Genomic DNA, 11,967 nt, shown 5'->3' on the forward strand with positions numbered 1-11,967 from the left:
AGGATGTTCAAAAATCAATTCGAATACCTGCTCCAGATACTTTGTATTCAGTTCTTCCTCTAATCTCGAATAGGGGTTAAAACGATATGTGTAGATATCCCTGGAAACAGGAAATTCTGGCAATTGTATTTGTAAACTCTGATCTGAAAGTTTCTTCACTACAAAATTATATCCCTTTACCTGTTTCAGGTTTTCCAGCACCTTATTTACCTCATTGCCCTTATCCACTTCAAATTTCAAATTGCTAAAGTCGCTGGTTACGAGTACCGAATCCTGGCTGGTATCATACATCACGGTCGCCATCACCACTTTGTGAATAAATTGAACATCAATAATCTCTACTTCATATCGGTTTGGATATTTATTTACCCTCCAATCCATACTGAGCATGTAACCGGAGGGTGAGGTTTGCAACATGTCCTTTTCCTCCACTCTTTTTTCCAAATGAAAAATGGTGGTGTCGGTGGTTAGCTCCGGAATTACGTACTGATCTGCCTTCGATAAATTATGCTGATCTTGCTTTTTACCACAACTGACGAGTACAATTAGCACTATAATCAAACAAGCTCTACTAAGCTGACTTCTCATTTAATATTAGCTTATAAATAAAATCTAGTTATGATCAGCAAAGTTGTAAAAAAATAATAATTACAAAAATTAAATTCTACTTTAGATAAAAATCCGACTAGACTCTATGAGGCACACCCAATTATCCAACCACTCAACAGGTGAAGAGGCTTTTATTACGAGTTCTTCAAATCCCCCAACCTCTTCAATCCCCTCTTTCTTAGTTTAGGGAGTAGCCTGATCAATAACTCTGCTGTAGAGTAGGCGTCGCCCAGGGCGGTGTGGCGCTCTAACGGATCAATGCCGTACCTGCCCATCAGCGCATCAAGGGTGTAGTCTTTCGGATTGGTGGCTGTACTGCTCATGCGGGGTTGCTCCAGTCTGATGGCCAGTTGTGCTGTATCGAGTAAAAGGTTTTTTATTTTCAGGCCGGGATAATACTTATTCAAAACATTATTGACCATGGATATATCAAAATCGATATGGTGTGCCACCAGCACGGCATCTTTGATGTAATCCAGGAAGACTTCTATCACCTCCTCCGGTTGCAGGCCTGTATCGCTTTGCCGTTTAGTGATGCCGTGGATTGCTATGTTTTCCGGCCTCACCTCATCGCCCCAGGCCACATAGCAGTCCAGGGCTGAACTGACTTCTATTTGGTTATGGGTGCAGCTTACAGCGCTTATGGAAAGTAGTCTGGCTTCTTTCACCTCCAATGAGGTAGTTTCCGTATCAAAAACCACAAACCTGACTTTCTCTACAGGTACTTTCTGATCGATATTCCTGCAAGCTTCAAGGTATGACCTTGCAAACGGAGGCAGATCTTCTGAGGGAGTTTTTCCAAATATTTTAGAAAGCAGACCCATCAGTTAAAATAGCTGAGCTGATAACGCAATTCAAGCATTTGCTGGAGCTGGTAGATAGGTTCGAAGGTATTTCTTAAGATTTGCCTGTCCAGCTTACCCAGATTTTCTATGGAAATGAACCGCCCCGAGTCATGGTGTGTAAAACCATTGAGCGCCCTGATCCTCATCAGGTATTCGTATGAGTCTGCCGCAGCATGGTAAAGTTCCTTTCTTTTGGGTTCCTCCCTGGCCAAAAGGTGGTAACGGGCCACGGTATTCATTTCATCAAGCTGGCCAATATCCAGTGAAAGTACTCTTGCGATATCCACAAGTGGCATCATCGCCCGTGCCTTGATGTCAAACTCATGCCGGTGCTCTCCGGATCTTTCGACGACTAAATTTTTGAAAAAACTCAGCGGTGGCGGGTTTTTAAGGGCATTTTTTGCCAGAAAATTAAGAAAGATGCTTTCGTCCCGGATTTCCTTTTTCAGGTGGTCCTTCAGTTGCACCAGCAATGACTCCGAACCATAAACCCGGCGGTAGTCAAAGAAAATGGTCGATAGCATCAGTGCTTTCTCCTGAGGTTGTCTGATCCATCCGGAAAAGTACTGTTTCCATTCACTTAAAGGCTGGCACCATTGGGGGTTGCCCGCCATCATATCAGCCGGGCAGTATTCAAATCCAGCTTCTGCCAACATATCATTGACCTTACCGCCTAATTGCAGGAAATACTGCTTCACCTTTTCTTTATCCTCCGTGCTGCCATTTACATCATCATAAATGATGGCATTGTCCTGATCAGTACGGATCAATTGCTCTGAACGGCCTTCGCTCCCCAGGCTGATCCATGTGAACTCAACCGGAGGAGCACCTGATTTTTTCTGTACCTCCTGTAGCGCTATATCAATCACTCTTCGGATCAGCGCATCGTTGATATGTGTGGCCAGTGATGCGGTTAAGCTTATGGATACCTGCTGTTCCAGATAAAACCTGATCAGGTCATCTGCCTGGTTGCGCAGATCGGTTAATTTTTTCAACGTTGACGCTTCCTCCATCGCATAAACCAGCGTAACGGGATGGTTTTGATGAGCTGCCATCAGATCACGCTCGCTGAGCATGCCAATAGGTTTGCCATCAGTAGTTATGCATATATGCCTGATCTTGTGGCGAAGCATCTTCAGCAAATAGTTGGAAAGTGGTTGCCCCAAAGGCATGGTCACAACATCGGTCGACATGATATCACTTACAGGTGCATCAATGCTTGCTTTGCCCGTACTTACCTTTTCCCGAAAGTCAGTGTCAGTAACAATGCCTGCAAGCTCACCATTGGCATAGCACAATACCATCGACCCTATCTTCTTATCAGTCATGACTGTGGCCACCTCTTTTATGGTTTTGTCAGGAGCCATCCACACCAGCTCTCCGTGGGTCTTTTCGAGCGGGCGGTTCCAGTTGAGCAGCGATCCGGAATCCTGATAAGGAAATCTTTTGGTAGTATGGGTATCCAACAATCCGGCCTGCCCACCAGCAAGCCCGGCGGCGAAGAACATGGCTATTTGACTGTGACTCTCAATCAGTGGTTTAAAAAGAGCTACAGGAAGGGCATAAACAAGGCTCTCTTCGGCACTTCTGGCATGAAAAACATAGGGCTTGCCGCTCAGCATGGCCCTGACCCCGAAGAGGTCGCCTTCATCACAAATATCTACCAGCACTAAAGCATCCTCCTCCTGTCTTTCCAGGTGGATGACGCCTTCTTTGACTACAAAAAGATTTCCCGAGCCGGCTTCTCCCTGCCTGAAAACGTAATCTCCCGATTCAAAATGGCATACTACGGCTTCTGAAGAAATATGATAAAGCTCCTCCTTTGACAGTGATGTAAAAGGAGGATACTTTTTCAGAAAATCCGCTATCCGGGTGGCAATGATGTTAGCAGCCATTTCTTCGGGATTTTACCCTCAATACTTACTGGGCACCTTCGATAATCTCTTCTACAACCTCAGGGTTGAGCAGTGTTGAGGTATCGCCCATATTGGCTGTTTCACCGGTGGCAATTTTTCGCAATATCCTGCGCATGATCTTACCCGAACGCGTTTTGGGCAGCCCTGGCACAATCTGTATTTTATCAGGTTTGGCAATCGGTCCGATAATTTTGGTTACAGTCTGCCTGATCTCTTCAATAAGGTTAGCCTCAGAGCGGCCTTCCATATCGCAGATCACGTAGGCATAAATACCCTGCCCTTTAATATCATGCGGGTACCCGACAACAGCAGACTCTATCACTTTCGGGTGCTCATTGATCGCATTTTCTACTTCGGCGGTTCCCATTCTGTGGCCTGAAACATTGATCACATCGTCTACACGGCCTAAGATCCTGTAGTAGCCATCTTCATCACGCTTCACGCCATCACCAGTAAAATAATAGCCTTTAAATGATGAGAAGTAAGTTTGCCTGCACCTCTCGTGGTCGCCATAGGTAGTTCTTAACATGGATGGCCATGGAAATTTGACGCAAAGGTTCCCTTCTACACTATTGCCGGTCAGCTCCTTGCCATCGTTGTCAAGGATAGCCAGTTGGATGCCCGGCAAAGGCAGCGTAGCGTAAGATGGTTTGGTAGGCGTAACCCCGGCAATGGGGGATATCATAATGCCACCGGTCTCAGTCTGCCACCAGGTATCTACTATCGGGCACTTGCCTTTTCCGATGTGGTCATGGTACCAGTGCCAGGCTTCTTCATTGATCGGCTCACCTACTGTACCTATAACCCGCAAAGAATCCAGCTTATAAGGTTCGATGGGTTCAGTACCATAGGCCTGTAATGCTCTGATGGCCGTAGGAGCAGTGTAAAACTGGTTCACTTTGTGTTTATCGCAAATCGCCCAAAAGCGTCCGGCATCAGGATAGGTGGGCACACCCTCAAACATTAAAGTGGTGGCTCCCGCCAGCAATGGCCCATAGACGATGTAGCTATGACCGGTTATCCAGCCGACATCAGCGGTACACCAGTAGACATCTCCCTGGGAGTATTGAAAAACATTCTGGAAGGTGTAGGTAGTATAAACCATATATCCTCCACAGGTATGTACCACCCCTTTGGGTTTACCTGTAGATCCTGAGGTATAGAGGATGAAAAGCATGTCTTCCGAGTCAACAATTTCTGCCTTGTTCTCCGTACTCACACCTTCAACGGCCTCATGCCACCAGATGTCCCTGCCCGATTTCATGTTCACATCCTGTCCTGTCCTTCTGAGCACTATCACCTTTTCAATGCTTTCGGTTCGCTCTATGGCTTCATCAACCACTTCTTTAACAGCTATTTTTTTTGACCCTCTGAAATTGCCATCCGAGGTCAGCACCATTTTAGCTTTACAGTCATTGATGCGATCGGCAAGGGAAGTAGCTGAAAAGCCGGCAAAAACCACAGAGTGTACTGCTCCGATCCGTGCACATGCCAACATGGCCACGGCAGCTTCGGGCACCATAGGCATATAAATGATCACTCTGTCGCCTTTGGATACTCCTTTGGCCTTGAGCACGTTGGAAAACTGGCAGACCTGCGCGTACAATTCTTTGTAAGTGATCGTTCTCACGTCCTCATCCGGATTGTTGGGCTCCCAGATAATGGCAGGCTTGTCTCCAAGGGTATAGAGATGGCGCTCAAAAATGTTTTCTGTAATGTTGAGTTTGGCATTGGTAAACCATTTCACATCCGGTCCTTTGAAATTCCACTCTACTACACTATCCCATCTTTTTTGCCAGTGAAAAGAGTCTGCTATACGAGACCAGAAATGCTCGGGGTCTTGCACACTTTTGGCATATTCATGAATGTATCCGCTAAGGGTTTGTATCTTATTACTCATAGTTTTGAAAATTTTAATTTACTCAGCCTGCCAATTGGTTAACTTTATCGACCAGTTTTTTGGTAGAAAAAGGTTTGGTCATATAGAAATCCGCTCCTGATTCGTACCCTTTCAGGACATCCTTTTCCTTACCCTTGGCTGATAAAAATATCACTTTGGCTCCAAGCTGTTTTTTATTTTTAATATAACTGCATACCTCATAGCCATCTACCTGAGGCATCATAATATCCAACACCACTATGTCCGGCTCTTCCTGATCAACTATTACAAGGGCTTCTGCGCCGTCTCTCGCTATAAACACCTCGTAGCCGCTCTTTTTCATCAAAAACTCCAGTGACATAATGATATTTGGCTCGTCATCCACTATTAATACTTTCTTCATTCAATTGCATTATTCCCGGTATACTGAAGGTAAATACGGCCCCATTTGAACCATTGTTTTTTACCCATATTTTACCACCGTGTTTTTCAATTATTTTCTGACAGATGGTCAAGCCGAGGCCACTACCCTCTTGTTTTTTCAGTGTCTGGTTTTTATCCTGGTAAAAGGCCTGAAAAATAAGCTCCTTACTTTCCTCCGGCACACCAGAACCGTTGTCCATTACCGTCAACTCAACCAATCCGCTATCTTCATTTGTTAAAATAGTAATTTCTCCGGCTTCCTGGTCACAAAACTTGATTGCATTTGACACGAGATTAAGAATAACCTGTATCAGCCTGTCCTTATTTCCCTTTATAGCTGGCAGTTCGGGCTGCAGCTCCGTCTTTAAGATAATTTTTCTTCCCAGGATGAGCTGTTCTATGGAATTCAACGACTCTCTGACCACATCATTGAGCTGCAATGTAGAAAGTGGCAGCTCCAACTGTCCGCTCTCCATCTTCTCCAAATCCAGTACCTGGTTGATCAGCCTTTCCATCCGCTCGGTTTCCTCCACTATAATGGAGAGGAACTGGCTGCGCTCTTCCTGGTCAAGATCATTGTTATCATGCAGTATCTCCGACAAAGCCCTGATAGAAGTAATGGGTGTGCGCATTTCATGGGTAACAGTAGAAATGAATTCATCTTTCAACTGATCCAACTGTCTGAGCTTTTCGTTGGCCTCCTTAAGTTTTTCAGTAGCCTCCTGTAATTGCCTCGACTTTATGGTAAGCTCCTTATTATCAGAAATATATTGCTGAGATTCCCTAAGTATGCTGAACACTTCCGATATATCCACGGCCTTTTCTTCCTTTACCACGGAGGAGATCAAAACACGCGCTGAGGTAGAACCGACCACTCCGGAAAGCAGGTTTTCAGCATAGTTTACCGTTCTGTAATCGGCTTCCAGCAGCTCTTCATTGATATCATTTCTGTACATGAACCGCTTGAATGCCCTTTCGGTACGTTCGATCCCCAGAAACTGGGCCAGCAGGTTTTTGATATCTGCCAGGAAGGCCTTTCCTTTCCACACCACGGAGCTCTCATAGGAGGAAGAGTACTTAAAAATATCGACAAATATCTCAGCCTGATTGATCTCCTGAGAAGACCTTTTAGTGGTCACTGACACAATCAGGTAGGTGAACAGGTTGAACATAAGGCTCCAAAACAGCCCTCTTACAATGTAGCTCATGGATGACAGCCCGAGGAAATCCTGCGGACTAAGCCACTGAAAGCCAAAAATTCCCTTAACCACAAAATCCGGTGGAATGACCCCTGTATTCGCAACAGTGGGTATAACCAGGGTATAAAACCAGATAATAAACCCCACGATCAGGCCGCTGAATGCTCCTTTGCCATTGCCAGCTTTCCAGAATATACCCCCAAGAATGGCTGGGGTAAACTGGGCCACGGCCACAAATGAGATCAACCCAATGGATACCAGGGAAAACTGCTCACCAACATACTTAAAATACAGGTAGGCCAGCAGCAGCATCAAAAGGATCATGGATTGCCGGCCGCGCAGTACTACCAGGTTGAGCTTTCCTTCAAATGGCTTTGACAACCTCCGGCTTTTGATGATGGTCGGTGTAATGATATGGTTACTGATCATGATACTCAATGCCGAGGTGGAGACTATGATCATACTGGTAGCGGCAGAAAACCCTCCCAGATAGATAATTATAGCCAGAAAATGCTGATCGTAGGCCAGCGGGATAGCCAGCACGTAAGTATCTGCATCAATAGACTGCCCGGCAAAGATCATTTTACCACCCAAAGCAATGGGTAACACAAACACGTTAATAAACAGCAGGTAGAGCGGAAAAAGCCACATGGTTTTCCTGAGGTGGCTTTCATCCCGGTTTTCCTTCACTGCCACATGAAACTGTCGAGGCAGGAACAGAAAGGCCAGGGCAGATAGCATATTGAGCCACATCCAGTCGCCATATTCGTTTTTATTGATAACGGTCAGTCGCTCATAGTCTGGCAACGAAGCCGCCGCGGTAAATACATCTTCAAACCCATCAAATATGCCATAGGTAACAAAAATACCTACCGCCAGAAAAGCCACCAGCTTAAAGGTAGATTCAAAAGCTATGGTGGTGATCAGGCCAATATTTTTCTGATTGGCATCTATATTTCTTACCCCAAAAATAATGGTGAATACGGCCAGTGCTATGGTAATGTAAAAAGCAGTATCCTCAAAAAACCATAAGGATGTGCTATGCGCCATTTGCTCATTAGCCAGTATGGCGAAGCTGTTCGATATGGCTTTGATCTGAATAGATATGTACGGCAGCACACCCAACAGACAGAATATGGTAACAAAAGCTCCTAAAGAAGCCCTTTTACCATACCGGGAAGTAATAAAATCAGCCAGATTGGTGATACGGTGTATTTTACTGATCCTGATGACTTTTCTCAGGATGATCCAGAAAACCGGAGCCAGCAAAATTGGCCCTACATAAGTGGTAAGAAAATCCAGCCCCTGGTTTGAGGCACGACCTACGCTACCATAAAAAGTCCATGCCGTACAGTAAACGGCCAGGGACAATGCATAGATATAAGGGGACTTAAGCCATCTTTTCTCTGCATTTTTTTCTGCCCAGGCAGCGATTAAAAACAGCAGTACCAGGTATATGAATGATAGTATGATTACCAGCCACTTAATTTCCATCTTCTCTATCCCTTAGGTATTTATTACTGACCCAGAACGACAAAATGATAAGTAACAGCCAGACAATAAGGAAGTAAAAAAGCAGCATAGGCACTCCTGAGACGGCTTGCCTGGTATTAAATATTTCTATCAATGGATAGTGGAACAATAGAAAAAATAATACAAACATGATAACAAGTACCGATGCTGCTTTTCCCTTCATGTATTACTCTTTTAAAGTAAGAAAGCCGATCTTAAACAGGCCCCATAGTAAAGCCAGTGAAAAAATTCCCAGCCCAATGGATGCCACAAATCCTACATTGTAGGCAGATTCAAAATAGAATCTGCCTATCAAGGTAATGGTTCCGTAGATACTGATAAAGAGTATTGTTATATTTTTATTGAGTTTCATCATTAGTATTTTAATTAGTGGTTATGCGCTTCTCCGGCTCCTCGGGGGAACCTGATGTTGTCAACCATTTCCTGTACATCCTGCGGCGGGGCTTTGGTAACACTGCTGACAACAAAAGAAACCGCGAAATTTACCAGCATACCAATAGTTCCAAAACCTTCTGGTGATACGCCAAACCACCAGTCAGCAGGAGTGGTTTCTCCAAACAGGTTAAACTTGAAGATCAACATATAAAGTAGCGTAACACCCAGCCCGGAGATCATCCCCGCAATAGCTCCTTCCTTATTCATGCGCTGATAGAATATACCGAGAATGATGGCAGGAAAGAATGAGGCCGCTGCCAATCCAAAGGCCAGGGCCACTACAGCCGCCACAAAGCCAGGGGGATTGATACCAAAGTATCCGGCAATCACCACTGCCACCACCGCAGAGCCACGCGCTACCCATAATTCATTCGAATCGGAAATGTCCGGGGCAAACTGCTTTTTGATCAGGTCATGTGAAACGGATGTGGAGATCACCAGCAGCAAGCCAGCCGCGGTGGATAAGGCTGCTGCCAAACCACCAGCCGCCACCAGGGCTACTACCCAGTTGGGCAGGTTGGCAATTTCAGGGTTAGCCAATACCATAATATCCCTGTCAATTACAAGCTCATTGGTCTCTGCATCAGCTACATATTGTATAACACCATCATTATTCTTATCTGTAAAACTGAGCAACCCGGTTTTTTCCCAATTGCTGAACCATGAAGGCATGGAGGCATACTCCTCATTGCTCACTGTCTGGATAAGGTTGGTACGGGCAAAAGCAGCTACCGCAGGTGCCGTAGTGTACAGAATAGCAATAAATACCAGGGCGTATCCGGCTGAGATCCTGGCGTCGCTCACTTTGGGTACGGTAAAAAACCTTACAATAACGTGCGGAAGACCAGCAGTACCCACCATAAGGGCAAAGGTGATGAAGAACACATCTATAAGCGCTTTACTGCCATCGGTATAAGCTGCAAAGCCCAGCTCTTCGTGCAAACCATTCAGTTTATCCAGCAGATAGGTTTCTGTACCGTCAATAGTTCCGCCAAAACCTAATTGCGGAATAGGGTTATTGGTAAGCTGAATAGAAATGAAGATTGCGGGCACCATAAAAGCAAAGATCAGGATGACGTACTGCGCCACTTGGGTATAGGTGATCCCCTTCATGCCACCCAATACGGCATAGATAAACACGATAAACATGCCGATGTAAACACCATTGTTGATATCCACTTCAAGGAAACGGCTAAATACCACACCGACCCCTCTCATTTGCCCTGCTACATAGGTAAATGAAACGAAGAGTGCGCACACTACTGCCACCGTTCTGGCGGTATTGGAGTAGTACCGGTCACCGATAAAATCGGGTACGGTAAACTTTCCGAATTTCCTCAGGTATGGCGCCAAAAGTAAGGCCAGGAGCACATAGCCTCCCGTCCAGCCCATGAGGTAAACGGCACCATCATAACCGGCAAATGAAATAATACCAGCCATCGAAATAAATGAGGCTGCCGACATCCAGTCTGCTGCGGTAGCCATACCATTGGCTAATGGTGGCACGCCGCCACCGGCAACGTAAAAATCTTTGGTAGAACCGGCACGTGACCAGATTGCTATCCCAATGTAAATCGCGAAGGTCGCCCCCACGATGATATATGTCCAGGTTTGTACATCCATGATTATTGTTATTTTTCGTCTACATCAAACTTTTTATCCAACTTGTTCATCAGTGATACATACACGAAGATCAAAATGACGAACACATAAATGGAGCCTTGCTGGGCAAACCAGAAGCCAAGAGGAAAGCCACCGATTTTAATGCTGTTGAGGGCATCGGCGAATAAAATTCCCGCTCCGTAGGAAACTAAAAACCAGATGATCAGCAGCACCACAAGGTAAAGGAGGTTGCGCTGCCAATACGCTTTCATTTTTTCTTTGTTCATAGGTGTTAAATTTTAAAGGAATATATGTGTTTGGAGCACCAGGCCATTGACTCGGTCCGGTTCGGCTCCGGTATAATTAGATAATGTAGAACTGTACTCAAGCGTGATTTTGGCATTATGCCCGTTGAGAAAGAAATTGGCACCCAACTGAAAGGTATTGCCTGCTTCTTCGAAAGCTTCAAAGTCACGTGTACTGTAGGCCAAATAAGGCATTAATCTGAATTTTTCCGAAAATTCAGGAAAAAGATAGCCTGCATGGGCATATACAGAAGAGCCGGTGCCATAGGTGGTACCGAGGTTATAATTTTCACCATAATCAAAATTGTAATAGGCTGCATAGGCATTGATAGCGCCCTCTCCAAGAGGTGCATCATAAAAAGCATCCACTGAAAAATGTGTTACATTATTGCCCGAAAGATTACCTGTTGCATCGGCAGTTACAGTACCATCAGTATGGTTAAAAAAACCTGCTCCTATATTGAAAACTTTTTTCTTGCCCAGGTAAGAGCCCACACGGTAGGGAAGCTTGTTAGACTCCTGATCCATAAACTGATAGTCAAAGTACCCGGTGACGATCATGCCGGCATCTTTGCCCAGCAACTGCCGTCCCGAATAGGTGATGGTATTAGGTGCGGGTTCGCTGGTTGAGCCCAGTGCATTTACAATAGGCTCATTTACGGCTACCGAGTAGTTCAACGCCCCAAACCGCCCCTTGGCATAAATACCGAGATGCCGTGCAAACTGATCGGAAAGGCCAAGCTGTGCCCAGGCCTGGCGATAGTTGTCCAGGGTCATGAAATTCAGTGTACTTGCACTGGTAAGTCTGCTCAGGCCATTCCAATAATGCAAACCTGCGCCAACGTATAATGTCTCGTTGGTTGAGACTTTAAACTCTGTCCAGGCACCATGCAGGAACAGTTGCGGCCCGTCACTCGCCCGAGAGTCACCTATTGGGTCAGCATTGCTTCCGGTAAGGGAATTGAGTCCAAAGTGGGTGAGTATGAGAAACCTTGGAGAAATTTGCGCATAGGCCAAAAAGCGTGATCTTCTGATTCTCATGGTAAAGCCCTGGTCATCATCATCAAGATTACCATCTTCCGCCCAGATTTGGTGCCAGGTGATAAACCTGATGTACTTTTGCCCACTCTCATCTAGTTTAACAGTCATAGGCTTGTAAGAGTGGTCTGTTTCATTTGTTTCTGCTTCCTGGGCGTATGCTATTACTGGTAAGAGTAAGGA

11 protein-coding genes are annotated in these 11,967 nt (G+C 45.4%); all 11 read right to left on the reverse strand.

Annotated elements, in window-relative coordinates; translation table 11 throughout:
- Positions 1-588, reverse strand: a 588-nt coding sequence (locus tag E1163_RS07960) for a hypothetical protein (RefSeq protein WP_155170907.1), incomplete at its 3' end; no start/stop codon positions are given.
- Positions 589-743: 155 nt separating this feature from the next.
- Complete coding sequence (locus tag E1163_RS07965) at positions 744-1,433, reverse strand: 3'-5' exonuclease (protein ID WP_155170908.1); 690 nt, start codon at positions 1,431-1,433, stop codon at positions 744-746.
- Positions 1,433-3,349 (reverse strand): DUF294 nucleotidyltransferase-like domain-containing protein, encoded by a 1,917-nt coding sequence (locus E1163_RS07970; protein WP_155170909.1) that lies wholly within the window; start codon positions 3,347-3,349, stop codon positions 1,433-1,435. The genes E1163_RS07965 and E1163_RS07970 overlap by 1 nt, the downstream gene beginning before the upstream one ends.
- Before the next feature lie 25 nt (positions 3,350-3,374).
- On the reverse strand, positions 3,375-5,270 hold the full coding sequence (acs, locus tag E1163_RS07975) for an acetate--CoA ligase (protein ID WP_155170910.1): 1,896 nt from the start codon (positions 5,268-5,270) through the stop codon (positions 3,375-3,377).
- Positions 5,271-5,292: 22 nt separating this feature from the next.
- Complete coding sequence (locus E1163_RS07980; protein WP_155170911.1) at positions 5,293-5,652, reverse strand: response regulator transcription factor; 360 nt, start codon at positions 5,650-5,652, stop codon at positions 5,293-5,295.
- Positions 5,627-8,365 carry an ATP-binding protein gene (locus E1163_RS07985; protein WP_155170912.1) on the reverse strand — a complete coding sequence of 913 codons (2,739 nt, stop codon included), beginning with the start codon at positions 8,363-8,365 and terminating at the stop codon, positions 5,627-5,629. Before E1163_RS07985 ends, E1163_RS07980 begins: the two co-directional genes overlap by 26 nt.
- Positions 8,355-8,567, reverse strand: a complete 213-nt coding sequence (locus E1163_RS07990) for a hypothetical protein (RefSeq protein WP_155170913.1) — start codon at positions 8,565-8,567, stop codon at positions 8,355-8,357. The genes E1163_RS07985 and E1163_RS07990 overlap by 11 nt, the downstream gene beginning before the upstream one ends.
- Before the next feature lie 3 nt (positions 8,568-8,570).
- Positions 8,571-8,759 carry a hypothetical protein gene (locus tag E1163_RS07995; RefSeq protein WP_155170914.1) on the reverse strand — a complete coding sequence of 63 codons (189 nt, stop codon included), beginning with the start codon at positions 8,757-8,759 and terminating at the stop codon, positions 8,571-8,573.
- An 11-nt stretch (positions 8,760-8,770) separates the two neighbouring features.
- Positions 8,771-10,462 (reverse strand): sodium:solute symporter family protein, encoded by a 1,692-nt coding sequence (locus tag E1163_RS08000; RefSeq protein WP_155170915.1) that lies wholly within the window; start codon positions 10,460-10,462, stop codon positions 8,771-8,773.
- A gap of 8 nt (positions 10,463-10,470) precedes the next feature.
- Positions 10,471-10,728, reverse strand: a complete 258-nt coding sequence (locus tag E1163_RS08005; RefSeq protein ID WP_155170916.1) for a DUF4212 domain-containing protein — start codon at positions 10,726-10,728, stop codon at positions 10,471-10,473.
- 12 nt (positions 10,729-10,740) lie between these two features.
- On the reverse strand, positions 10,741-11,967 hold a 1,227-nt coding region (locus E1163_RS30490; RefSeq protein ID WP_185156012.1), incomplete at its 5' end, for a porin.

The organism is Fulvivirga kasyanovii (assembly GCF_009711405.1).
Taxonomy (GTDB): Bacteria; Bacteroidota; Bacteroidia; order Cytophagales; family Cyclobacteriaceae; genus Fulvivirga; species Fulvivirga kasyanovii.

Excerpts from the sequence above, each read along its gene's own strand:
- E1163_RS07980 (WP_155170911.1), bottom strand. The coding sequence starts at position 5,652 with ATGAAGAAAGTATTAATAGTGGATGACGAGCCAAATATCATTATGTCA.
- E1163_RS08005 (WP_155170916.1), bottom strand. The coding sequence starts at position 10,728 with ATGAACAAAGAAAAAATGAAAGCGTATTGGCAGCGCAACCTCCTTTAC.
- E1163_RS07985 (WP_155170912.1), bottom strand. The coding sequence starts at position 8,365 with ATGGAAATTAAGTGGCTGGTAATCATACTATCATTCATATACCTGGTA.
- E1163_RS07990 (WP_155170913.1), bottom strand. The coding sequence starts at position 8,567 with ATGAAGGGAAAAGCAGCATCGGTACTTGTTATCATGTTTGTATTATTT.
- acs (WP_155170910.1), bottom strand. The coding sequence starts at position 5,270 with ATGAGTAATAAGATACAAACCCTTAGCGGATACATTCATGAATATGCC.
- E1163_RS08000 (WP_155170915.1), bottom strand. The coding sequence starts at position 10,462 with ATGGATGTACAAACCTGGACATATATCATCGTGGGGGCGACCTTCGCG.
- E1163_RS07970 (WP_155170909.1), bottom strand. The coding sequence starts at position 3,349 with ATGGCTGCTAACATCATTGCCACCCGGATAGCGGATTTTCTGAAAAAG.
- E1163_RS07965 (WP_155170908.1), bottom strand. The coding sequence starts at position 1,433 with ATGGGTCTGCTTTCTAAAATATTTGGAAAAACTCCCTCAGAAGATCTG.
- E1163_RS07995 (WP_155170914.1), bottom strand. The coding sequence starts at position 8,759 with ATGATGAAACTCAATAAAAATATAACAATACTCTTTATCAGTATCTAC.